At 57.6% G+C, this 23,986-nt stretch carries 23 protein-coding genes and 1 pseudogene; 13 read left to right on the top strand and 11 right to left on the bottom strand.

The annotated features are described in order from the left end of the window. Window positions 1-4: 4 nt before the first annotated feature. The 3 genes from D8U82_RS23990 to D8U82_RS23980 form a co-directional block, all read right to left on the bottom strand. Complete coding sequence (locus tag D8U82_RS23990) at window positions 5-1,573, bottom strand: sensor domain-containing diguanylate cyclase (protein ID WP_130903125.1); 1,569 nt, start codon at window positions 1,571-1,573, stop codon at window positions 5-7. A gap of 174 nt (window positions 1,574-1,747) precedes the next feature. After that, entirely contained in the window at window positions 1,748-2,521 is a 774-nt protein-coding gene (locus D8U82_RS23985; protein ID WP_130903124.1) for an aldolase, read from the bottom strand. A gap of 11 nt (window positions 2,522-2,532) precedes the next feature. Next, window positions 2,533-3,240 (bottom strand): haloacid dehalogenase type II, encoded by a 708-nt coding sequence (locus D8U82_RS23980; protein WP_130903123.1) that lies wholly within the window; start codon window positions 3,238-3,240, stop codon window positions 2,533-2,535. A gap of 109 nt (window positions 3,241-3,349) precedes the next feature. Here D8U82_RS23980 and D8U82_RS23975 point away from each other — a divergent pair, with 109 nt between their 5' ends. Continuing rightward, entirely contained in the window at window positions 3,350-4,207 is an 858-nt protein-coding gene (locus D8U82_RS23975) for a LysR substrate-binding domain-containing protein (RefSeq protein WP_130903122.1), read from the top strand. A gap of 19 nt (window positions 4,208-4,226) precedes the next feature. Here D8U82_RS23975 and D8U82_RS23970 read toward each other — a convergent pair whose 3' ends face one another. The 4 genes from D8U82_RS23970 to D8U82_RS23955 all read right to left on the bottom strand — a co-directional run bounded on the left by D8U82_RS23970 (window position 4,227) and on the right by D8U82_RS23955 (window position 6,779). Continuing rightward, a complete protein-coding gene (locus D8U82_RS23970) occupies window positions 4,227-4,748 on the bottom strand; it encodes a hypothetical protein (protein WP_071173012.1) in 522 nt (173 codons plus the stop codon). Next, window positions 4,748-5,476 (bottom strand): alpha/beta hydrolase, encoded by a 729-nt coding sequence (locus D8U82_RS23965; protein WP_073471407.1) that lies wholly within the window; start codon window positions 5,474-5,476, stop codon window positions 4,748-4,750. Before D8U82_RS23965 ends, D8U82_RS23970 begins: the two co-directional genes overlap by 1 nt. A 4-nt stretch (window positions 5,477-5,480) precedes the next feature. Then, on the bottom strand, window positions 5,481-6,008 hold the full coding sequence (locus D8U82_RS23960; RefSeq protein ID WP_256674686.1) for a PAAR domain-containing protein: 528 nt from the start codon (window positions 6,006-6,008) through the stop codon (window positions 5,481-5,483). Between the two features lie 102 nt (window positions 6,009-6,110). Continuing rightward, entirely contained in the window at window positions 6,111-6,779 is a 669-nt protein-coding gene (locus D8U82_RS23955; RefSeq protein WP_130903121.1) for a ribonuclease T2, read from the bottom strand. Window positions 6,780-6,943: 164 nt separating this feature from the next. On the opposite strand from D8U82_RS23955, the gene D8U82_RS23950 reads away from it, so the two are divergent. The 7 genes and pseudogenes from D8U82_RS23950 to D8U82_RS23920 form a co-directional block, all read left to right on the top strand. After that, entirely contained in the window at window positions 6,944-7,414 is a 471-nt protein-coding gene (locus D8U82_RS23950; RefSeq protein ID WP_130903120.1) for a hypothetical protein, read from the top strand. Between the two features lie 102 nt (window positions 7,415-7,516). After that, on the top strand, window positions 7,517-9,214 hold the full coding sequence (locus D8U82_RS23945) for a copper resistance system multicopper oxidase (RefSeq protein ID WP_130903119.1): 1,698 nt from the start codon (window positions 7,517-7,519) through the stop codon (window positions 9,212-9,214). An 11-nt stretch (window positions 9,215-9,225) separates the two neighbouring features. Then, window positions 9,226-10,095 carry a copper resistance protein B gene (locus D8U82_RS23940; RefSeq protein WP_130903118.1) on the top strand — a complete coding sequence of 290 codons (870 nt, stop codon included), beginning with the start codon at window positions 9,226-9,228 and terminating at the stop codon, window positions 10,093-10,095. A 32-nt stretch (window positions 10,096-10,127) separates the two neighbouring features. Continuing rightward, complete coding sequence (gene copC / locus D8U82_RS23935) at window positions 10,128-10,502, top strand: copper homeostasis periplasmic binding protein CopC (RefSeq protein WP_056791417.1); 375 nt, start codon at window positions 10,128-10,130, stop codon at window positions 10,500-10,502. Between the two features lie 3 nt (window positions 10,503-10,505). Beyond that, a complete protein-coding gene (gene copD, locus D8U82_RS23930) occupies window positions 10,506-11,375 on the top strand; it encodes a copper homeostasis membrane protein CopD (RefSeq protein WP_130903117.1) in 870 nt (289 codons plus the stop codon). A 58-nt stretch (window positions 11,376-11,433) separates the two neighbouring features. Continuing rightward, window positions 11,434-12,219 carry a transporter substrate-binding domain-containing protein gene (locus tag D8U82_RS23925; protein WP_130903116.1) on the top strand — a complete coding sequence of 262 codons (786 nt, stop codon included), beginning with the start codon at window positions 11,434-11,436 and terminating at the stop codon, window positions 12,217-12,219. Window positions 12,220-12,297: 78 nt separating this feature from the next. After that, window positions 12,298-12,477 (top strand): annotated as a pseudogene (locus D8U82_RS23920) (DUF6691 family protein); the annotation flags it as partial. A 58-nt stretch (window positions 12,478-12,535) separates the two neighbouring features. Here D8U82_RS23920 and D8U82_RS23915 read toward each other — a convergent pair. From D8U82_RS23915 to lepB, 3 genes are all read right to left on the bottom strand, one after another. Continuing rightward, complete coding sequence (locus tag D8U82_RS23915) at window positions 12,536-13,345, bottom strand: EAL domain-containing protein (protein ID WP_071173021.1); 810 nt, start codon at window positions 13,343-13,345, stop codon at window positions 12,536-12,538. A gap of 142 nt (window positions 13,346-13,487) precedes the next feature. Continuing rightward, complete coding sequence (locus D8U82_RS23910) at window positions 13,488-15,422, bottom strand: methyl-accepting chemotaxis protein (protein ID WP_130903115.1); 1,935 nt, start codon at window positions 15,420-15,422, stop codon at window positions 13,488-13,490. Between the two features lie 613 nt (window positions 15,423-16,035). Beyond that, window positions 16,036-16,833 carry a signal peptidase I gene (gene lepB, locus D8U82_RS23905; protein WP_122603762.1) on the bottom strand — a complete coding sequence of 266 codons (798 nt, stop codon included), beginning with the start codon at window positions 16,831-16,833 and terminating at the stop codon, window positions 16,036-16,038. A gap of 647 nt (window positions 16,834-17,480) precedes the next feature. On the opposite strand from lepB, the gene dusA reads away from it, so the two are divergent. Beyond that, complete coding sequence (gene dusA / locus D8U82_RS23900; protein WP_122880625.1) at window positions 17,481-18,467, top strand: tRNA dihydrouridine(20/20a) synthase DusA; 987 nt, start codon at window positions 17,481-17,483, stop codon at window positions 18,465-18,467. A 75-nt stretch (window positions 18,468-18,542) separates the two neighbouring features. Continuing rightward, window positions 18,543-18,923 (top strand): DUF2388 domain-containing protein, encoded by a 381-nt coding sequence (locus D8U82_RS23895; protein ID WP_125927265.1) that lies wholly within the window; start codon window positions 18,543-18,545, stop codon window positions 18,921-18,923. Here the strand turns inward: D8U82_RS23895 and D8U82_RS23890 are convergent, their stop codons facing one another. After that, window positions 18,924-19,757: an undecaprenyl-diphosphate phosphatase gene (locus tag D8U82_RS23890; protein WP_125927266.1), complete on the bottom strand. Its 834-nt coding sequence runs from the start codon at window positions 19,755-19,757 to the stop codon at window positions 18,924-18,926. Between the two features lie 571 nt (window positions 19,758-20,328). Here D8U82_RS23890 and D8U82_RS23885 point away from each other — a divergent pair. From D8U82_RS23885 to D8U82_RS23875, 3 genes are all read left to right on the top strand, one after another. Then, window positions 20,329-21,069 (top strand): winged helix-turn-helix domain-containing protein, encoded by a 741-nt coding sequence (locus D8U82_RS23885; protein WP_125918355.1) that lies wholly within the window; start codon window positions 20,329-20,331, stop codon window positions 21,067-21,069. 277 nt (window positions 21,070-21,346) lie between these two features. Then, window positions 21,347-22,006, top strand: coding sequence for a helix-turn-helix domain-containing protein (locus tag D8U82_RS23880; RefSeq protein WP_122699470.1), 660 nt, complete (start codon window positions 21,347-21,349; stop codon window positions 22,004-22,006). 390 nt (window positions 22,007-22,396) lie between these two features. Beyond that, window positions 22,397-23,791 carry an undecaprenyl-phosphate glucose phosphotransferase gene (locus D8U82_RS23875; RefSeq protein ID WP_016775452.1) on the top strand — a complete coding sequence of 465 codons (1,395 nt, stop codon included), beginning with the start codon at window positions 22,397-22,399 and terminating at the stop codon, window positions 23,789-23,791. Window positions 23,792-23,986: the final 195 nt, after the last annotated feature.

Here is a 23,986-nt window from a genome sequence, read left to right as displayed (position 1 = left end):
AGAATCAGCGATCCGAACGCATCAGCTCGGCAAAACCTTCCTCCGGCGCATACACCGCCGCGCGGTTGCGTCCGGCATTTTTCGCCTGATACAACGCCGCATCCGCGCGCTGGATAAACACTTGCGGGCTGTCGTTGCCGTGCGGAATAAATGCATAACAGCCCAGGCTCACGGTGAGATAACCGGTCGGCGAGCCGCTGTGGATGATGTGCTTGTCGATCACGCTGCGGCGAATTTGCCCGGCTATCGCCAGCGCGCCGTTGATGTCCGTGTCCGGCAACAGCACGGCAAATTCTTCGCCGCCATAACGCACCGCCAGATCCGACTTGCGCTGGCAGCAGGCCTTCACCACTTGCGCCACCTGCGCCAGGCATTGATCGCCGGCGACATGGCCGTAAGCATCGTTGTAACGCTTGAAGAAATCGATATCGAGCATGATCAGGCTGACCGGGCTGACCTGACGTGCGCCCCGGGCAAATTCAATGTCCAGCGAGCGCTCGAACAAGCGCCGATTGGCCAACCCGGTCAGGCTGTCGTGGGTGGCGATCTGCTCCAGCGCCCGTTGCGCCTTGCGCAGGTTTTTCTCGATACGTTCGCCATCGCGCACTTGATGAATGAACACCCAGCCGAACAGGCCAACCCCGAGAATCACCAGCGCGACAATCACGCTGGACTGAAATGCGCGGTCATACCAGCCCTGCAGAATCGTGTCTTGCGACGTCGCAGCAGAGACCACCAGCGGATACGAGGCGAGCTGTCGATAGCCATACAAGCGGGTCACGCCGTCGACCACGGAGTTGAGCATCGCGGTGCCAGCGTTAGCGTTCGGCAGCAAGGTTTGATAGATCTCGCCGTGGGCCACCGAGGTATTGATCAACGACTCATCAAAGGGCCGTCGCGCCAGCAAGGTGCCGTCGGTCAGCGCCAGAAACATGATGCCGCTGTCATCGAGGCTGAAGCTTTTGAAGAACTGATCGAAGTAGGACATGCGGATGCCCGCCATCAGCACGCCCTGAAAGTTGCCGAGCTGGTCGTTGACGCGTCTGGAAATCGGAATGATCCACTCGCCGTTTTCGCGGCTGCGAATCGCCGGGCCGATGTGCGCAACGGTCGAAGCATTCTGCTGATGGAACTTGAAATACTCGCGATCGGCCACGCCGTTGCCACGAGGCAGATCGGCGAACGAGGTGATGATCCACTGCCCTTCGCGATCGAAGAGAAAGATGCCATGCAGCTGATCCAGTTGCTGCGCGCGGCGGGCAAAGATCCGCTGCAACCGAGGGCGCTGCGCCGCCCCGTAACCATCGTCCTGAATCCAGTCGACCAGGCTGGTCATCACCAGATCCGCCGCCCGCACGGTATCCTCGGCCTGCTGCGCCATGGCCCGGGTCAGGTTGCCCGAAGCCATCTTCGCCACTGCCAGATCCTGACGCCGCGACTGCTCCAATTGCAGGTACAGCAGACCGCACAGGCACAGGCTCACCGCAACGATAAACAGCACCGCCGCTTTGCGAAGCGGCAACCGTTTGAGCGTGCCGGGGGCCTGATGCGGATCGTGAATGGGGATTGGCAAAAGCATGTCCTGGGCAGGTACGACAGGGGCGCGAGCCCGAAACCCTTGTATGAGTGAGCGTAGCCCACCGGGATGTACCGGGCAAACGCCCGCCTCCCGCCCAGTTATCGGCGCGTCGCGAGTTTGGATGATCGCTTTTCGTCGATTTATTTACGATTGCTTCTTTACGGTTAATCAGTTGTGCAGGGCCAGGCGTCGCATCGCGCTGGTCAGGTGTGCGCGGGCACTTTGCGCATCGCCTTCACGCATCTGTTCATAGGCGCGCTGCGCAATCGCATGAGGCACCGGTTTCAATTCGCGCTGAGTGGCCATCGCCAGCAGTTGCACCTGCGCGGCGCGTTCCAGGTAATACAGATCGTCCCAGGCTTCGGCGATGGTCGGCGCAGCGACAATCACACCGTGGTTTTTCAGAAAGAGAATGTCGGCATCGCCCATGACGCTGGCGATGCGATCGCCTTCGGATGCGTCCAGTGCGAGGCCGTTGTAATCCTCGTCCACCGCCGTCCGTCCATAGAACTTCAGCGCGGTCTGCCCCAGCCACAGCAGCGGCGGGCCTTGCACCAGGCACAACGCGGTGGCGTGCGGCATGTGGGTGTGGAACGCGACTTTTATCCGTGGCAGTTGTTTGTGCAGGCGCGCGTGGATATAGAACGCGGTTGCTTCGGGCTCGCCATCGCCATCGACCACATTGCCGGCGAAGTCACAGACCAGCAGATTCTGCGCGGTCATTTCCGAAAAAGCGTAGCCGTATGGATTGACCAGAAACAGATCATCATGCCCCGGCAGCATCGCCGAAAAATGATTGCAGATGCCCTCCTCCAGACCATGCAGGGCTGCCAGTTGAAAGCACGCAGCGAGTTCGTTGCGGGCGGTGATGATCGCCTCGGTGTCCAGGTGCAGCGTTGCGCTGGGTCTGGCTTTGCCAGTGCCGCTCAAGATATGCGCCATGGCAATTCTCCTTAGGTCCAGCCGAGGAATTTGAACAGCGGCAGCACTTGATCGAGGCTGGACAGGATCGCGTCGGGGCGATAGTCCGGCAACAACTGACGACCCGTGCCGCGATCGATCCACACGCATCGAAAGCCCATGTCCCGCGCCGCAGTGTGATCGAGCATGGGGCTGGCGCAGATGTGCACCACTTCATCCGGGGTCACGCCCAATTGCTCATGAGCGTAGTCGAACAGGCGCGGCGCCGGTTTGTAGGCACCGGCCTGTTGCGCGGTGATCACCCGGTCGATATGGCCACCGAGTTGCGCAACGTTGCCGGCAATGATGTCGTCGTCGGTGTTGGAGACGATGCACAGCTTGAAGCCCAAGGCTTTGAGCTGCGCGAGGGTGTCGACCACTTCGGCAAATGGCGGCATGTTCGGGATGGCCGCCGCCAGGCGTTGACTGTCCTCGGGCTGGCTCGGCAAGCCCAACTCTGCCAGCGCCAGTTGCAGGCCGAGGGTGCTCAGTTCCCGAAAGGAACGGTGCGGCGGTGTTTGTTCCAGACGATGCTCGTGACGGTCGTAGACTTCGATCAACTTAGTGGCGTCGACGGCGTGCTCGCCCTTGTCGCTGAGCAGTTTCTCGACCACGGCTTTCAGTCCTTCATCCCACTGAATCAGCGTGCCGTAGCAATCGAAGGTCAGCCAGTGCGGGCGTGGCGTGTTGTTCAAGGTCATCGGTCGATTCCTCCAGAGTGAGGACTTCAGCTTATGAGCGCGCGGTGATAGTGTGAAATTAAATAAACACTCAATCGTCATTCGAAGATCAACTATCAGGAATACCGCCATGCTGGATCTGGAATTGCTGAAGACCTTTGTCTGCGTGGTAGACGAAGGCAGCTTTACCCGCGCTGCCGAACGTGTGCACCGCACGCAATCGACGGTCAGCCAGCAGGTGCGCAAACTAGAGGATCTGGTCGGCCACCCGCTACTCCTGCGCGACCGCACCGGAGTGAACGTCGCGGTCACCGAACACGGCGAACTGCTGATCCACTATGCGCGCCGATTACTGGCACTGTCCGCCGAAGCCACGCAAGCGCTGGCCAGTGACGTCGACCTGGAAGTGCTGCGCATCGGCATGCCGGAAGACTTCGACGCCCGGCGCATGGCACTGATCCTCGCCGGTTTCACCCGCAGCCATCCGCAAGCGCGCCTGGAAACCATCAGTGGCATGAGCCTCGACCTGCGCCAGCACCTCGACGCCGGCGACATCGACATTGCTCTGATCAAACGCGAACCCGACAGCGGCCCGGCATGGGCCACCTGGCCGGAACGACTGGTATGGGTCAAAGGCACCGAATTCGACACCTCCAGCGGTGTGCTGCCGCTGGCGCTGTTTCCCCAGGGCTGCCTGTATCGACAACGGGCGATTCGCCTGCTCGATGTGGCGCAGCGACCGTGGCGAGTGGCGTTCGGCAGCCACAGCCTGACCGGGATTCAAGCGGCGGTGGCGTCTGGGTTAGGGGTTTCGGTGTTGCCGGTTTCGGCGCTATTGCCAGAGCATGAGGTGTGTACGGATCTGCCGGAGTTGGCGCCGACGGAACTGGCGCTGGTCAGCCGCGAGGGAGTGTTGAGTGGGATGCAGCGGGGGTTGGTGGAGTTTTTGCGTGGGGAATTGGGCGTGGATGCGGGGGGATTTGCGTGAGTCCCCCGCCCGGGGTTGTTTATTCGGGTTTGTTGATTTCGCGGAGCAGGTCGGCGGTGGGGATGTTCATGGTGTTTGAGTAGTAGGTTTTGTAGCCAAAGGCGGTGATGACGACTTTGCAGGGGATTTGGGTTTTATTGTATAGGAGGTTATTTAGCTCCGTTGTTGACAGGTGACGTTGTGAACTACGGTCGCTGGAGGTTTCAACCAGAAACGCGCTGGTGAGATAGGAAGATTTCTCTTTCTCTCTCTTGCTCACGTCTGAATCAATCAAACCTACGGCAGAAAATTGCATTGCTTTATCAACCGAGAAATCATGGTCATCCGCCAAGGCACACTCAAGCGTCCCTGACGCCATACCGACTCCCTCTCCACGATTAAAAAGATCCAGAACATCAACGTCCGATTGATATCGGATAGCGTACAACCGAAAACTTTCTCTTTCGACCGACACATAATTCAAATTTGCTGGAGGCTTCGCATGGTCTTTCGCACAGCCGGAACAAACGGCTAACAATGCGCAAAGCAAAAATCTGCACATCACGAAAACTCCCTCATGACTGATTCGAACAACAAATCGCTTGCTGATTTAGCTCCAGAGATAGGTGCGACAAATAGACCTTTAGCGTCTGCATGATTGGTATCTACGTTAGCATTAAGGGAAGGACCGCAAGATATGAGCCATTTTTCGCCAAAGTCCGCTACACCATCTGAAGGATCTCTTTGAGTAGGCATCGCTCTGACGTTTATCCAATCCTCCGCAATGGGCTCGGGACGCTCACGATAGATATCCGAGCCTACCCACACCAATGCGCCTTCACCGACAGGGTCCAAAGTAATCAGCATAGGCACTCTGTACCCCCACTCCGACATTATTCTCGTAAGGTGCGCCCCATTCCACCCCCCAAGACTATGTCCAATAATGTAGATAGGGCAGCTTTTGTACGGTATCAGACTCAAAACATGTCGCTGAATATCTGACTTGCCTCTGACCTCGTTGTAGCCCAGCCACTCCGACTTGTATTTCCCCTCGTCTTGTAACGACTCAGCACGCTTATTAAAGTCCAGCCACGCCCGTTGTATATTTCGATACGGCCCAGAGAAGTAATAACTCTCCTTATCCCCGGCCCCACCAATAAAAAGCACGATCACCTTGGTACTTTCCACCGGCACAGGCTTGGCGCTGACATCCTTCTTGTCGGTCAGCGTATGCTCCTTGTGCAGCTTGTAAGTGTTGCCCTTCGCGCACGTTACCGTCTCCGCAGCCATTGCCTCACTCCTCCAGAAACAGCTTGATGGTTTCAGGCAGGTGCGAACTGACTTCGTGAGTAAACCCGTCGGCATCAGACACGCCATGCTCCATGCGCCCGTCGGCGCGCTGGATCATGTAGGGATGGTTAGGCATCGGTTCGCCGGTTACATCGTTGACCAGTTTCAGCTTGTCGGTGAAGTGCACCGGCATCGGCAGCAGACCACTGAAAGGCGCCGCGACTACGGTGTCGCCAATGATCACCGTGCCTGAACCGCCGATGACGACATTGCCGTGGCCACCGGTGCTGTCCAGCGTCGCCGCGTTCAAGCCATTGATGAACACGGTGCCAGATACAGCGCCGCTGATCGCACTGCCGCAAGCGGACTTGTCGGTCATGCGCGCAGCCGCCAGTCCATCAAAATTGACATTTGGCGAGCCGCTGACGATCGGGTTGGTGCCGTGTCCCGGCAACGGGCAAGCGGTGGGGTCGGTGACGCGGGCAGCGGGTTTTCCGCTCATGAACAGCTCCTTGCAATGTGTCGTGCAGATCCTTTGAGGCGCGCAGCATGCGCGAATTTGCCAAGCGCTACAAATCGTCAGGCAAAAAAGGCGCTCATGCGAGCGCCTCTCTTCATAGGCTGTTACTGATGCTCACCGTACCGGCGGCACCCGAATCTCCCCCGCCCGGCACTGCGTCTTCACCCCTTTGCCACACGCGGCAAACTGCAGGTCCTTGCCCATGCACACCCGCACTTCCGACAGCTGCGGGCCGCTGCAAACCACCGCAATTCCGTCCTCGGGAATACCCGGATTGGCCTTGCGAAACAGATCGACAATCTCCTGAGCTTCGAAGTAGTACGACGTCGAGCCGAACGGCTGTAACGCCTGCGGAATCTTCACCGCGCCGAGGGCCTGATCGGACTTGTCCAGATAGCCCTCCGCGCCGAGACCGCTGCAGGTGCCGTGCTTGGACCATTCGTGATCGAGGAGTTTTTTCGTCGGGTACATCGTCAGGCCCTTGCTGGTTTCTGCCGCCGATAGCCTGGTCAGCGGTGGGCAGGATTCTGGCCAGCCGCCCTTGGCGTATTGCGGCCACAAACCGTGCAGGACAAAACCATAACCCTTGCCGGTGCACTGCGCGTCGTCCTTGTGCGACAGACAAAAAGTCGGCGACCAGGACAGCGCCAGCAGGTAGTAGTCGAACACCCCCGCCACCGATTCCGCCTGCGCTTTGTTCGACGCCGGCTGACGCGCCGAACTCATGCCGATGCTACCGGCCGTCAGCGCGATCAGCGCCAGAATTGTAAACAGCTTTTTCATTGACCCGTTCCTTGGGACGCCTGCGTCCGTGGTTTTCGTTGTTGGCCAGACCTGGCCAGTGCTGATTTCGACACGCTTGTATTGCAAGCGCATGACGCAAGGCAAGGCCCTGCGCCGTGCAAAGGTCTACGCTGAACAGGCAGACATCCAACAAGGGAACCGACATGAGTAAAGCAGACGAACTCGCCGCCAGACTCAAGCAGACACGGCATACCCAGGCTGATGCGGCGCTGGAAATCGATTGCTGGCCTGCTCAGGTGTACGACTTGTACCACCGCATCGGAGCCTGGCTACAGCCAGTCACCGAAGTAGGACTGAAGATTCGGCGAAATCCTACGCACGTTTGCGAAAGTTCGCCGGACGGCGAGAGCCACGATTACGCAATCGATCAGTTGGTGATCGAAGCGAACGATCACAGTCTGATTTTCGATCCGATTGCGCGGTTTACCGAGGACGGTTGCGGACGTGTCGAGATCAAGGTGCCGGGGCGTGATCAGTCGTTGCTGCGCACGGTTGACGAGCATGGCGAAAGCCATTGGTGGTTGCAGACTATCGAGACCGGCCAGGAGCTGGATGCGATCGCGCTGACGGAAAACAATCTGCTGCAAGTGGTGCAGCAAGGGTTGAGCCTGTAAGCCGCCCGGGTTAACTGACAAAACTGTAATGTTTGCCTCAGCCAACTGAAAGCCGGGGCTGGCTAGTCTCTCTGTCATGAGCCAGACGGGGATTTCCAGCGCATGCCTTCCATTCTCACAAGACGCACTTTTGTCAAAGGTCTGGCCGCCGGTAGCTTGCTCGGTGGCCTCGGGCTCTGGCGGACACCGGTCTGGGCGCTGAACGGCGCCGCGCCCGTCAACGAACTGAGCGGTAACGAATTCGAGTTGTTCATCGGCGAAACTCCGGTCAATTTCACGGGTTCGGCACGCACAGCGATGACCATCAACGGCAGCCTGCCCGGCCCGCTGTTGCGCTGGCGCGAAGGCGATACCGTGACGCTGCGGGTGCGTAACCGGCTCGCGGCAGACACCTCGATTCACTGGCACGGCATTCTGCTGCCGGCGAACATGGACGGCGTGCCGGGCCTGAGCTTCCACGGCATTGAACCGGGCGGCGTGTACGTCTACCAATTCAAGGTTCGGCAACACGGCACCTACTGGTATCACAGCCATTCCGGGTTACAGGAGCAGGCCGGCGTCTACGGGCCGCTGGTCATTGAGGCCAAGGAGCCGGAACCGTTCCAGTACGATCGCGACTACGTGGTGATGCTCAGCGACTGGACTGACGAAGACCCGGCCAGCCTGATGAAGACCCTGAAAAAACAGTCCGACTACTACAACTTCCACAAACGCACCGTCGGCGACTTTATCAACGATGTCGGTGAGAAAGGCTGGGGCGCCACGGTTGCCGATCGCACGATGTGGGCGCAAATGAACATGAACCCCACCGACATCGCCGACGTCAGTGGCGCCACGTACACCTTCTTGATCAACGGCCAGGCCCCCGATAGCAACTTCACCTGGCTGTTCCGTCCCGGCGAAAAACTGCGCCTGCGCCTGATCAACGGCTCGGCCATGACCTACTTCGATGTGCGCATTCCGGGATTGAAAATGACGGTGGTGGCTGCCGATGGCCTGCACGTCAAACCGGTCAGCGTCGATGAACTGCGCATTGCCGTGGCCGAGACCTATGACGTGATCGTTGAACCTGAAACCGAGGCCTACACCCTCTTCGCTCAGGCGATGGATCGCAGCGGTTACGCCCGTGGCACTCTCGCCACACGCCCCGGCATGTCGGCAGCAGTGCCGGCGCTGGATCCGCGTCCGTTGGTGAGCATGGACGACATGGGCATGGGCGGCATGGATCACGGCAGCATGGACATGAGCGCCATGGATCACTCCGCCATGGGCCCGATGCAAGCCCATCCCGACAGTGAAAACAACAATCCGCTGGTGGACATGCAGGCCATGATCACCGCGCCAAAGCTTGACGATCCGGGCCTTGGCCTGCGCAACAACGGCCGCCGAGTGCTGACCTACGCCGACCTGCGCAGCACCTTCGAAGACCCGGACGGCCGCGATCCGGGCCGCACGATAGAGCTGCACCTGACCGGCCACATGGAGAAATTCGCCTGGTCGTTCAACGGCATCAAATTCTCCGATGCCGAGCCTCTACGGCTGAAATACGGCGAGCGCATCCGCCTGGTGCTGGTCAACGACACCATGATGACCCACCCGATCCACCTGCACGGGATGTGGAGCGATCTGGAGGACGAAAACGGCAACTTTCAGGTGCGCAAACACACCATCGACATGCCGCCCGGCAGCCGCCGCAGCTATCGCGTCACCGCCGACGCCCTCGGCCGCTGGGCCTATCACTGTCATCTGCTTTATCACATGGAAACGGGCATGTTCCGCGAAGTGCGGGTGGAAGAATGAAGAGGTCCATCATGACTCGACTCAGCGTGTTCTCGCTGATGCTCGCCGGCACCTCAGCCATGGCCGCCGACGCCATGCACGGCATGGACCATAGCCAGATGCCCGGGATGGATCATTCGGCAATGCAAAGCATGGACGACGGCATGATGCAGCCCGCCGCACCCAGCGAAAGCCGCACGCCGATTGCGCCCGTGACCGACGCCGACCGCGCTGCGGTGTTCACCAGCCCCGGCGGTCATCAGGTGCATGACAGCGTCATCAACAGTTACTTTCTTGCCGACAAACTCGAATGGCAGAACGCCGATGACGGCAGCGCTTTGGCCTGGGATCTGTCCGGCTGGATCGGCGGGGATACCGATCGGCTGTGGCTGCGCTCTGAAGGCGAGCGCAACAACGGCAAGACTGAAGACGCGGAAATTCAAGCGCTATGGGGCCACGCGATTTCACCATGGTGGGACGTGGTCAGCGGCGTGCGTCAGGACTTCAAACCCGGCGCACCGCAAACCTGGGCCGCGTTCGGCGTGCAAGGCATGGCGCTGTACAACTTCGAGGCCGAAGCCACGGCGTTCCTCGGCGAGGGCGGCCAGAGTGCGGTACGCCTGGAGGGCGACTACGACATCCTGCTGACCAATCGACTGATCCTGCAGCCGACCGCAGAACTCAACATCTACGGCAAAAACGATCCGCAGCGAGGCATCGGCTCAGGGTTGTCCAATACCGAGGCGGGCCTGCGGTTGCGCTATGAAATCCGCCGCGAATTCGCGCCTTATATCGGCGTGACGTGGAATCGCACTTACGGCAACACCGCTGACTATGCCCGCGAAGAAGACGAGGATCGCAGTGAGGCGCGCCTGGTCCTCGGGGTCAGGCTGTGGTTCTGAATTCTTCTAAAAAAACAAATTGGAGACCTTGCATGCGCACACTAACCCTGCCCCTGATATTCGCCAGCGGATTGCTCCTGAGCACCCTCGCCCAGGCCCATCCGAAACTGCTCTCGTCGACGCCAGCCGAAGGTGCGGAAGGCGCCGCGCCGGGCAGGATCGAGCTGCACTTTTCCGAGAACTTGGTCACGCAATTCTCCGGGGCCAAACTGGTAATGACCGAAATGGGTGGCATGGCTCACTCGCCGATGCCGATGAAAGCCAAAGTCAGCGCCAGCAGCGATCCGAAAACCATGCTGATCACCCCGCTCGCCCCGCTGCCTGCCGGCACCTATCAGGTGCAGTGGCGCGCGGTGTCCGCCGACACGCACCCGATCACCGGTAACGTCACGTTCAAAGTGAAGTGAACAATGGCGGACCTGCTCAACATCATCCTGCGGTTCGCCTTGTACGTGGATTTGCTGCTGTTGTTCGGGCTGGCGTTGTTTGGCTTGTACAGCTTCAACGCGCTGCTGCGGTTCCGTCCGTTGTTGCGCGGCATGGCAGTGACAGGGGCATTGCTGTCAGTGGCCGGGCTGGTGCTGATGACCCGCGCCATGAGTGGCGAAACCCAGCTCGCGGCATTGTGGCCGCACCTGCAGATGATGCTGCTGGAAACGGACGTCGGCCTGGCGTGGGCGCTGCGGATGACAGCGCTGGCCATCGTAGTGATCCGGCCGAGTCTGTGGCCAGCGTCGTTGGCAGGCGCCATTGCCCTCGCTTCGCTGGCGTGGAGCGGGCATGGCGCGATGGACGAAGGATGGCTGCGGTTCTGGCACTTTCTCAGCGACATCTTGCACTTGCTTGCGGCGGGAGCGTGGTTGGGTGCCTTGCTGGCGCTGGTGGTGATGGTGAGCGGGCGGATCGGTGATACACGCCTTCGCTTGCTCGCCGATGCAGTGAAACGCTTCGAATGGGTGGGCGCGTTGATCGTGCTGACGGTGTCGGTCACCGGGGTGATGAATTATCTTTTCATCGTCGGCCCAAGGCTCGACGGAGTGCTGTTCGGCACCTACGGGCTGCTGCTGGCGATCAAGGTGCTGGCGTTTGCCGTGATGCTGGTGCTGGCTGCGTTGAACCGCTTTCATCTTGGACCGTCACTGCAACGATCGCTGCGCGACGGCCAGCACCTCATCGCCGCGAAAGCGCTGCGGCGCAGTGTGGTGATGGAGCTGGCCCTTGCCCTGTTGATCGTGGCGCTGGTGGCGTGGCTCGGCACATTGAGTCCGGACCCGGGATGACACCCGTGGAAGGCTTTCACTACACTGGGCCACCTTCCCTTTCAGAAGCCCGATCTCAATGACAACACTAAAAAGCACGATGATCCTCGGCGGCCTGCTGACCCTGGCGACTGGCGCTCACGCTGACCCGGCCTCGTCCCACCTCGACAGCATTCAGCAACAAGGCCAGTTGCGCGTCTGCACCACCGGCGACTACAAGCCCTACACCTTCAAGCGCAGCGACGGCGACTTCGAAGGCATCGACATCAGCATGGCCCGCTCCCTGGCCGACAGCCTCGGCGTCAAGGTGCAATGGGTGCAGACCACCTGGAAAACCCTGATGCCCGACATGCAGGCCGGCAAATGCGACATCGGCATGGGCGGCATCTCGGTCACACTGGAACGGCAGAAAAAAGCCTACTTCAGCAACACCCTCGACACCGACGGCAAGATCCCGCTGGTGCGCTGCGCCGACCAGTCCAAATACCAGACCATCGACCAGATCAACCAGCCCAACGTGCGCCTGGTGGAACCTGCCGGCGGCACCAACGAAGCCTTCGTCCACGCCTTCCTGCCCAAGGCGCAACTGGCGCTACACGACAACGTGACGATCTTCCAGCAACTGCTCGACAACAAAGCCGACGTGATGATCACCGACGCCTCGGAAGCGCTGTATCAGCAGAAACTCAAACCGGGGTTGTGCGCGGTGAATCCGCATAAGTACATGCAGTACGGGGAGAAGGCTTACTTGCTGCCGCGCGATGACATGAGTTGGAAACTGTATGTCGATCAGTGGCTGCACTTGAGCAAGGTCACTGGCAAGTATCAGCAGACGTTGGGTGAGTGGATTGCGGTGCCGCAGTAAGCCACGGAACCCGGCCACCGCGCGCGTTGAGGGAACGGTTCGCTCAATGCACGCGGTGTCGGGAATCTGAACGTGCTCAAACTGAATGCATTCCTGGCCGGCCTGCTGTTCGGCGTCGGTTGGGGGATAGCCGGCATCTGCCCTGGCCCGGCAGTGACCATCCTGTTGACGGGCCACTGGCAGGCAATGGTTTTCGTATTGGCGATGCTCGCAGGCATGGGGTTATTTACGCTGCTGGAAACCCGACGCAACCCGTGACCGCAGAACAACCGGCATTCAGGCGCATGGCACCGACGGCAGCCAGTGTCGGTGGCGGTCAATGTTTTGCATAAGAGCGCGGATTGGATGATCTCCCCAGCCACGCACTCGTCGAGATCTGCGCCAACGATTTGAACGAGGGCCTGGCAAACCAGTAGCCCTGCATCAGATAAATGCCGCAATCGGCGAGAAAGTCTCTTTCCTCGGCATTTTCTATGCCCTCGGCGATCACTTCCACGCCCAACTCTCTGCACATGTTGACCACGTTGCGCACGATGGTCTGGCGTACGCGGTCACGGTGAATATTGCGGATCAGCGCCATATCCAGCTTGATCAGGTCCGGTTGAAAATCCGCCAACAAGTTAAGGCCAGAATAGCCTGCGCCAAAGTCGTCGATGGCCGTCTTGAAACCAAACTCACGATACTCACGCAAGATATTCATCAAGTGTTTGTTGCTTTCAACGTGCTCGCCTTCCACGGCTTCGAAGATCAGCCGCTCCAGCGGAAAGCCGTATGTGCGCGCCGCTTCCAATGTGCTGCGAATACACATCTCCGGCCGGTAAACGGCATTCGGCAGAAAGTTGATCGACAGGTACTGCGTCATGCCTAAGTCAGCCGCGGTGGAAATTGCCCGCACTCGACACAGTTGATCGAATCGGTAACGGTTCTGATCGTCCACCTGCTCCAGGACAGACAAGGCACCTTCACCGTTTACGCCGCGAACCAACGCTTCATGGGCAAACGTCGTTTGATCGCGCAGATCCACAATGGGCTGGAAAGCGAAGGCGAAATCCATCTCTGGCACACCTTTGTTTCTACAGCCCTGGCAGCCACCGGGAGACGCGAATGATTTTGGAAAGTCGGTCATGAACCACCTGATGACGGGGTGCAACCTTCCATGGCGATAAATAAAACAGCTGCTGGCCTTAGTTATCTGCAAACAACGCAATAACTTCAGCCCCCGCGGCGCCTGAATAGTTGAAGGCACCGCGTGCGCCAAGTTGAAAAGATCAGGTGCGGAAATGCGCGGTCATTCGCTGCAGGTCCTGCCCCAGGGACGCCAATTCGATCGTCGCCGCCGCACTTTCTTCGCTGGCGACAGCCGACTGGTCAGCCACATCACGCACACTGACAATGCTGCGGTTGATTTCGTCGGCCACGGCACTTTGCTGCTCGGCGGCGGCCGATATCTGCAGACTCATCTCCTGGATCGTACCGATGGACTGATTGATCTCGGTAATCGCCAATTCGGCTTTCTGCGCCAGTACCACCGTATCGAGGGTGCGTTCGCGGCTTGAGGTCATCAGCGTCGCGGCCGCTTGCGTGCCTTGTTGCAGGGTGACGATCAGCGCTTCGATTTCCTTGGTCGAGTCCTGCGTGCGCTGTGCGAGCGAGCGCACTTCGTCTGCCACCACAGCAAAACCACGACCCTGCTCACCCGCCCGCGCGGCTTCAATAGCGGCGTTCAACGCGAGCAGATTGGTCTGCTCGGCGACGGCTTTGATCACATCGATGACTTTGCCGATCTGCTCGCTGTCCTGAGTCAGCACATTCATCGCACCGCCCAACTCTTCAATGGCTATGGCAAGTTCGCTGATCTGCACCGTCGCCTGCTTGACCACCGTGCTGCCGTGGCGCGCCTGCTGATCGGCGAGGGTCGCGGCAGCGGAGGCATCGGTGGTGTTACGCGCAACTTCCTGCACCGTCGAAGCCATTTCGTGCATCGCCGTGGCAACTTGATCCACTTCACTTTTTTGCTGACGTACACCTGCGCTGGTCTGCTCGCTCATGGCCGAGAGCTTTTCCGCAGAGGTGGAAATCTGCGTGACGCCATTGCCGATACCTTGCACCAGCGTGTTCAGGTTCTGCGCCATCTCCTGCATCGCATTTTGCAGATCGCCCAACTCATCTTTGCGCGCAGACCTGGCCTGGACCGTCAGGTCGCCTTTGGCAATCCGTCGTGCCAGATCAACCGTCAGCGCTAGCGGCGCAGTGATCTGGCGCGAGATGACCACCGAAGCCAACAGCCCGATCACCAGCGCCAACGCAGTCAATACCGCCATCTGAATAAAAGCCGAATGCTGATCCTCATGCGCAAGGCGCTGCTGGGTGTCCATCAGGCCACTCATGATCTTGTCCATCGCCTTGCTTTCCTGGTCGACCTGCTCGCGCATGTTCTGCTTCTGCTCAAACAGTCCGGCCACTTCCACCAGTACTTCGCGATAACGGCGCATGCCGGCGTGGGCTTCTTCCAGTTGGCTCGACAGCGCCGTCGGCAGGCTGGTGCGCGCCTTGCTGATATCACTCAAGAAGCTATCGATGGTTTCCATCAGCAGTTTTTTGTTCACGTCGTTGGGCACCGCGATGTAACGACGCAACATCAGGCGAAACGTGGTCATGCCATTGCGCAAGTCGGCCACCGTACGCAGCTCCCGAACGCGTTCACCATCGGCAGACGCCAGTGCACTGGTCGTGGTGCCTTCAAGCATGCCGGCAAAAGTTTGCGCGTACTTGTCCGACAGCGCCGTCAGCGGTTTCAACGCATCCGTGGTCGACTGGTCGGCAGCGATCAGCCGTTTCACCTTCTGGTCGTAGGCAACAATCGTGGTTTGCAACGCCTTCAGGGCTTGCTGGTTTTCAGCGCGGGTCAAGGTGTCCAGCGCCTTGCCCACAAGGCCCTGCAAGACATTCAACTGCGCGTTATAGGACTCGGCGAACGCTGCGTCAGCGGCGGCTTCGTACTGTTTCTCGGACAGACGCATATTTTGCGTAGCGTCATTCAACGTGCCGATCAGACGCGTCGTACTCAAGCGATCAACCAGCACGCTGTTGCTGTTATAGCCAATGAAGGCAACCGCCAAAACGGCCAGCAGAAGAATGCCGAAGCCGGTTCCCAGCTTGCGGGAAACTTTGATGTCACCGAGGAAATTCGATGCTACTGCCATATTCAGCCTCAAACGTCCTGACGCGAAACGCCAGGCACAAAAATTGATCACCGGTAACCACAGTCACCGTCCAGACATTCGGGGGTCGTCATCCAGGGCGTAATACGGGACGCTCCAGCTGTCCCGGAAATGCAAATGCCAATGCTGTTGAAGCGTCGAAAACAACCCGACGCGAGCACCGACAGACAAACCTTTCACGTCGCAAACAGAGCATCTGCACGCTGGATTTATCGTTTCAGCAAAGGTGTGTGGAGGGATGCTATTAATTTCGGGAAAACTTGTACAACTTTATATTTTTGTATAAACGTTGAACTTTTTGAGTGGCGTGATGACGCATTGCCATCATGATTTGTGGCACATTGCTACTGGCGTGAAACGGGATTGAAAATGCGGATTCAGGTGCCTGGCCACGCAATCACTGCCTCGGAGGCGTCCGATGTGGTGTGTGGTGGGCATGGATACACGCAGATTGCCTTGATGGCCATGCAGTGATGGTTTGGATTGCTTACCAGCTGACGCGGTTGAGGAAGCCGAAATCTGCGGTTGAGTCGGCGAGTCAGTTTGGCTAGATCCGCAAGCGTAAGCCGTCACCTTAAGGTGACGGCTTTTGTGTTCATTGAAAGGCTGTGCCAATCCTCGATCGATCGGATGAATACCAGATACCGGTGACTTTACCGGTAATGTCCTGGACTGCGACCTGACCCATAAAGCGGCTGTCGTTACTGCTGTCGCGGTTATCGCCGAGCAGATAAACATGATCTTTCTCGACCACCGTCTGCGGCGTTTGCAGATAACGAGGATCCTTCACGCGCTCTGGCGGCGCAAAGAACAGCCCCATGTTTTCGCCGTTGCGAATGACCTTACCGTCAACAATCGACAAGGTATCGCCACCCACTGCCGCCACACGTTTGACCGCCTCCGTGCCGTTGTAGCGATACACCACAATGTCGCCCACCTGCGGCGCGTCGATGCGCATGTTGGTGACGATATAGTCACCGATCGAAAGGGTCGGAACCATCGAGCCGGAGGGGATCAAGTAAGTCTTGAACCCTAGCGTCGGGCCTCGCAATGGACCGAAAAGAACCAGCGTAAAGATGACCAGCGCCACCACGTAAAGCACATGGAAACGGGTGCTGGGGCTGTTCACCGGACGGTCGTTTCTACGCACCGATATCGCAGCCGCCGTGGCCGAGCCGAGTTTCACCAGGACGATAAACGTAGCAAAGACATACAGGCCCAATGGCGTGGCAGGCACCCCGCAGACACCGAGTAAAATCACCCCCAGATAAAGCAAAGCGGCAACACGCACCGCCCACTTCACCTGACCGGCATACACCAGCCCCCAGCCGGCCACTAGGCACGACATCACAAATGCTTGCAGCGGCAACTTCGGCTTATCAGGAGTAGACATAAATTCTCTTCACGTAAATAGCTAACAATCAAGCGCCCGGCCTATTCAGCCAATAGGGCGCTACGGGCAATGCAGTGGGGGTTATTTAGCGGAAAAATAACCGGTCGTACGCAATTGCAGGCTGTACAACTCCTGACGGATGAACGAAAGGGAGCCATCACTCTCGCTACCAAACGAAGGGTGGAGGCCATATGCAGGTTGGTAGACCGGTCGTCGGGAACCCCGGCGCATCCGAAGACGCCCCGCGCATGACCACCATAAAACAAAGACGAGAAACGTCGTCGCAAGACGGTAGTCTTGTGCTTTTGACGGAACGCGCTACCAAACCCGATCACTGTTTTCAGTGACCCGGAGACGATAAAACCCGCAGGCTAGACGCACAAGCCGGCGGATTCTGTCTTAGGTGTAGGGGAGGCGCAAGACAAGGTAGGCTTCGGATGACTTTCACCAGTCAGATTTAAACAAGCGCCTGCGCAATCGTTTAAACGGATACTGAAGGACAGAAAACAGGCAGAAATACACTTCCTCCCATCAGGCCGAGCGCGTCGGAGCCCAGTTCAAACCACAAACAGCGGCTCGCAAGCCTTTGCCTGTTCGCAGACCTGATAAACTCTTGCGCCTTCGCCTTCTTGATCCAGATTCCTCACATGTCCCTACAACCCGTCACACTCTCCCGCCGCTTCTCTGTCGCCCCGATGATGGATTGGACGGACCGCCATTGCCGGTACTTCCTACGCCTCCTGTCGAAGAACGCCCTGCTCTACACCGAAATGGTCACCACCGGCGCTCTGCTCAACGGCGATCACGAGCGTTTCCTCCGTCACAACGAAGCCGAGCACCCGCTGGCGTTGCAGCTCGGCGGTAGTGTTCCGCTCGATCTAGCCGCCTGCGCGCGCATGGCTCAGGAGCACGGTTACGACGAGGTGAACCTGAACGTCGGCTGCCCGAGTGATCGTGTGCAAAACAACATGATCGGCGCGTGCCTGATGGGTCATCCGCAACTTGTGGCGGATTGTGTGAAGGCGATGCGCGATGCGGTGTCGATTCCGGTGACGGTGAAGCACCGGATCGGCATTAACGGGCGCGACAGTTATGCCGAGCTGTGCGATTTCGTCGGCACTGTTCGCGATGCCGGCTGCACGAGTTTTACCGTGCATGCGCGGATTGCGATTCTGGAGGGGTTGTCGCCGAAGGAGAATCGCGACATTCCGCCGTTGCGTTATGACGTCGCGGCGCAGTTGAAGGCGGATTTTCCGGAGCTGGAGATTGTGCTGAACGGCGGGATCAAGACCATGGAAGCCTGCCATGAGCATCTGCAGACGTTCGATGGCGTGATGTTGGGGCGTGAGGCTTATCACAATCCGTATTTGCTGGCGGAGGTGGATCAGCAGTTATTTGGCAGTTCGGCGCCGGTGATCAGTCGGGCTGAGGCGTTGGCGCAGTTGCGGCCGTATATCGCCGAACATCTGCTGGCCGGTGGTGCGATGCATCACATCACGCGGCACGTGCTGGGTTTGGGCACGGGGTTCCCCGGGGCGCGCAAGTTTCGTCAGTTGTTGTCGGTGGATATCCACAAGGCAAAAGATCCGTTGGCGTTGCTGGATCAGGCGGCTGAGTTGCTTGAAGGTCGTTGATTGATGGTTTGAGTGTGCGGGCGCCGCATGAGCGTTGCCCGCTGTTTTGTTGTACTGACAGGATGTCTCTTGGTTATGCCCGCGTTTAAACGTGCTCTATTCAATCGCTTCACCCTCCTCGCTTTATGCTCGACGGCTTCCTCCAACATCTTCGCCGAGTGCAATTTTGCGCGAGGGTGTGGTGAAGGGAGCGGTGGCCCTTTTGAATCAACGCAAATGTCCGGCTTTCTGGTGTTCACGGCGACGATGGTGTCGGTCGACGGAACCTCGGACATATCCGGCCTCAAAAAACGTGTTTACTCGGCTGAGGAAATCGAAGCCGCGCGGTACTTCCTGGCCAGCGACGGCATGCTGCAAGCCGCGTATTTCACCTCGGCCTTGCAGCGCTTTCGTCAGGAGTCGTCGGATTCGACGTTAAACGATCTCGCCGTGGCGGCGTTGATCAGCGCGCAGTGATCAGGCAGCCGCTGCGGCGGTCCAGTTGACCCAGCCAAACAGCCAGGTTGCCAGAATCAACAAACCAAAACCGATCCGGTACCACGCGAACGCGGCATAGCTGTGGTTGGCGATAAATTTGAGCAGGCCACGCACGGCGATCATGGCGAAGATGAAGGCGGTGACGAAGCCGAGGGCGAAGACAGGCAGGTCGTTGGGTTGAAACAGGTCGCGGTATTTGTAGCCGGAATAAACGGCGGCGCCGACCATGGTCGGCATGGCGAGGAAGAACGAGAACTCGGTGGCGGCTTTGCGCGAAAGGCCGAAGAGCAGACCGCCGATGATCGTCGAGCCGGAACGCGAGGTGCCGGGAATCATCGCCAGGCATTGTACGAAACCGACCTTCAACGCGTGAGACCAGCGCATGTCGTCGACATGTTCGACGCTGACTACATGGCTGCGCTGTTCGGCCCACAACATAACGATGCCGCCAACAACCAGGGCCACCGCAACGGTGATCGGGTTGAACAGGTATTCATGAATCGCGTCGGCGAATAACACGCCGAGGATAACGGCCGGGAAAAACGCGATCAGCAGATTAAGGGTGAAACGTTGCGCGTTGCGCTCGGTGGGCAGGCCTTTGACGATTTCGAAGATCTTCGGACGAAACTCCCAGACCACAGCAAGAATGGCCCCCAGTTGAATAATGATGTTGAACGCCATCGCGCGTTCGCCGCCAAACTTGAGCAGGTCGGCGACAATAATCTGGTGACCGGTACTCGAGATGGGCAAGAACTCGGTCAAGCCCTCTACCGCGCCTAATATCAACACCTGGAAAAGGGTCCAGAAATCCATTAATCCTCCGTCAGAGCACTCAGGGTGAGCGACCAGTCAATAACACTCAGGGGTTGAGTATCTGAGTTACACAATTGGCGCATATGAAGATCCAAAGATCGCAGCCTTCGGCAGCTCCTACATTTGGAATGCATTTCCATGTAGGAGCTGCCGAAGGCTGCGATCTTTTGATTTCGAAGAATAGGTCTAACGGACTGCCACACTCAAGTCATGTTAGTAATCGTCGGCCGACGAACTAAACGGAAAAAATTTACATCTATTACTACAAATATTTCAGTTCAGATATGAAGTGTGATCAACCTCACACATTGTTGACATGGCCAATCAATGGCAAAAGGACATAGACAAAGCCATCGCCACAAGCTCAAAATAGTGGCACCATTGCATATAGCCATCACTTACGCATTAGTTCACAAGCCCGAGAAAATCAACTAAAAGCCTGAAAAGCTTAGTTATTGTTAGAAAACTCGGGAGACACGTCTAAAATCCGCACAAATGTTACCAATTGTCAGTCACAGATGAGAACCGGTGCTTTAACATCCCGATGTCAGCACCTAATTCGAGTCAACGCATGATGCTCTCAGGGAACTTGGCGACGAGAAGTCCGCGCCCGACAAATGATGAATCCGGTGTTCTTGCGCTGGGTCGTACACTGGGTGTGGCTGATCATTTCAGATCGCTGATCGCAAAGCACGTGCAACCCGATATGACCCTGGAAACAGGTGCTTTCACTAGTTCATATAAACAGCACGGCTACATAGGTTCCTATCGCGCCATTTTCGTCATCATCGATAGTCCACAAGCCATCGAAGAAAATCTGGCCCTGGTGCAGACCCTGCGCGATGACAACTTGAAGCCACTTATTTGCGCTGTCGTTACCGGCCGCGGTGCCGTCAACAAGATCAAATATTTCCTCGCCGGGGCGGATGCCTGTATCAAGCTCAACACATTGAGCGATGACAGCGAAGACTTGCTCGCGGAGTTCTTCAACAGCGAAGACTGGCAACGAGATATCAATCTCACGCTTGATCCGACGCGGATCTGCCTGATGGACAGTCGGCGCAAACTGGATATCTCTTTCGCCGAAATGAAGATCCTCGAGGCCTTTGCGCACACCGGCAATCACATTCTGAGTCATGATGAAATCGCCAGCATCATGGGCCTCAACACCAATTTCTACGACCCTCGGGCACTGGAAAAATCAATCAGTCGCTTGCGTGGAAAAATCAAGGACATGTATGGTACAAACGCGATTCAGAGCATCCGCGGCTACGGCTATCGCCTGATGCGGGGCCTGATATCGACTGCCTGAGTCTCGGGCAGTCTTCCCTTTTGCATACGTACGAAGGATCGTCTGATGCAGCCATATCGTTTCAATTGCGCCTCATACTTATTAAAACTCAAGCACTTGAATGAGCACGGCATCACGCCACATAACAATAAAACTCCATAACATAGCAGCAGATCGAGTGGAATTTATCGATGGCCATTTTCGGCCAGAACCCTGCCTACGATTACTTCCGAGGAAGTCATTGCTCGCCTGCCGATTTATCTTTTAGCCAATTTTGGTGTGTATTTAGGAGAGAGACATGGAAACGAGTACAACCCTCCCCAGAAAATATTTTGTTGTTGTGACGCACAGCACAACGTCGCAACGTGAACTGGAAAGCATCTTGTCCAGTGAGCGTTTCAATTCGTTTGGCACGTCGCAGGCACAAATGTTTGTTGAAGGTGTTGCTTCGCCCTCTTCCGCCCCGATGGTCATGGAGTTCAGTTACCCAAGCCTCAGCCGAAAGAATGTTGCGCGCAGTATCGAACATGATACTCAACGCATACTGGCCACTCTTGAAAATGAATGGCGAGCTGCGCAAACAGACAATCCGTTTCAAAGCTTCCCGACACGCAGTGCAGAACGCGCTCATATCTCCAATGTCTGCGAGAGCACTGAGCCTTGCAGCGACACCTGGCATCTTGACGATGAACAAGGCGTGTTGCTCAAGGACAATGTTGCGATCAGCCTGACTGGTTTGGAAACCGCTCTGGTCAGGAAAATGCTGAGCCATGAAGAGCGCGTGGTCAGTCGTGATGACTTGATCATCAGCATTGGTCGGGAACCCGAGCAATACCGTGGCCTGGAAATGTGCCTGAGCCGATTGCAGGATAAATTCAAGAGCGCAAGTAATGGCGAGCGATTGTTCCGAGCCGTAAGAAATCGCGGATATTGCCTGATCCAGGAAGTCGTTGCTTAATCACAAGCGACACACAAACCAAGACAAACAGATATAAAGTGCGACTACAACAACAAGAAGAGCACTCTGTTTGGTTTTCCCTCCCTGATTCAATAAAAGCTTCCCTGCCTTCACCCTTCAACAGTAACAAATACGCCCTCGCTTTTTCATCCCCCGCTCTGCGACCTTTTCTAACAACCTTCTATTTAATTATTAAAAAGTTGGCATTGTGCCATCTTGTTAGAACTCGTCAGACACCATTCCCGGCAATAACTTAGTCTATTGGCTGACGACAGTTCGGCTCTCGATGTTGTTACCTCAAGACACTCGCTAAAACAAAAACAATAAGTCTGCATAACAACTCGGCTTTCAACTGTTGAAACCTGAATGGACGTCTTTTGGGGATATCGTATGGATCTTTCTCTCAGTATTAATCGAAGCACGGGCCTCAAGGGACTGACCTTTTGGGGCCAATGGGCGCTGGCACAGGCTTTCGTTGTGACGCTGCTGTTCATCCTCGCTGAACAGCACACCGGCACCGTCGCGTTCTACTACCGAATGTGCGCCACCCTCGCCGTCCTGGCCTCGGTGCCGGCTTACACATTCAGCGGCGTTTATCGCAAACGCGACAACTACCTGACCGGCCTCGGCCGCTTGTTCATGGGCTGGTCGATGACCATGGCCGCGCTGGCGTGCATCGCGTTTGTCTGCCAGGCCGATGAGCTGTTTTCCCGTCAGGTGATTCTCAGCTGGGCGGTGTATGGCTTCCTCGGTCAGGCGTTCCTCTACGCGCCGCTGCATGCGTTTTCCAAGTACTACCAGCGTTCGCGTAAAAGCGAACACCGCACGCTGATTGTCGGCACCGGCGAACTGGCGTTGGGCCTGGCGAAAAAGCTCAGCCAACTGGAAAACCTGCCGCTGATCGGTCTGGTCAGCAACGGTGACAAACCGGTCCTCGCTTCCGACGCACCGCGTGTCGTTGGCGCTCAGGACGAGTTGCTCGAGCTGATCGAAGCCCACGACATTCGCCGCCTCTACATTACCCTGCCGCTGTGCGAAGCGGCGAAGATCGAAGCGATGTATGTCGATTTGCTCGGGGCCAACGTCGATGTGGTGTGGGTGCCGGACTTGAACAGCCTGACCCTGCTCAATCATTCGGTGAAAGTCGTGGACGGCCTGCCGGCGATTTACCTGAACGAAAGCCCGCTGACCAGCCGCCCCACCGCTGCCCTGAGCAAGAGTCTGGTTGAAAAAACCGTGGCATTCCTGGCGATCATCGCGCTCAGTCCGCTGCTGTTGATCATCGCTCTGGCGGTGAAAATCAACTCGCCCGGCCCGGTATTTTTCAAGCAGGACCGCCATGGCTGGAACGGCAAGGTGATCAAGGTCTGGAAATTCCGCTCGATGCGTGTCCACGATGACCGCGAAGTGAAACAGGCCAGCCGCAATGACTCGCGCATTACCGCAGTAGGCCGTTTTATCCGCCGCACTTCGCTGGATGAGTTGCCGCAACTGTTCAACGTGTTGCAGGGGCATATGGCGCTGGTAGGTCCACGGCCGCATGCGGTGGCGCACAACAATTACTACTCGGGCAAGATCCTCGCTTACATGGCGCGTCACCGAATCAAACCGGGCATCACTGGCCTGGCACAGATCAGCGGCTGCCGCGGTGAGACCGACACCATCGACAAGATGCAAAAGCGTGTCGAGATCGACCTGCAGTACATCAACAGCTGGTCGTTGTGGCTGGATCTGAAGATCCTCGTGAAGACGCCGTTTACGTTGTTGTCGAAGGATATTTACTGAGGCTTAGCGCTGCAGATCACAAGGGGACGAACGTCCCCTTTTTTGTGGGCGGGATTTGGGTAACCAGTATCGACTACAGGTGCGCCCCCGTGGGAGCGAGCCTGCTCGCGAAAGCGGTGTGTCAGGCGATGGAGACGTTGGATGTGCCGGACCATTCGCGAGCAGGCTCGCTCCCACAGGGATCAGGGTTAGGGT

Source organism: Pseudomonas sp. Sample_23 (genome assembly GCF_004307595.1).
In the GTDB taxonomy this organism is placed as follows: Bacteria; Pseudomonadota; Gammaproteobacteria; order Pseudomonadales; family Pseudomonadaceae; genus Aquipseudomonas; species Aquipseudomonas atacamensis.
The sequence above is the reverse complement of the archived record's forward strand: the minus strand, read 5'-3'. Positions and strand labels throughout refer to the sequence as shown.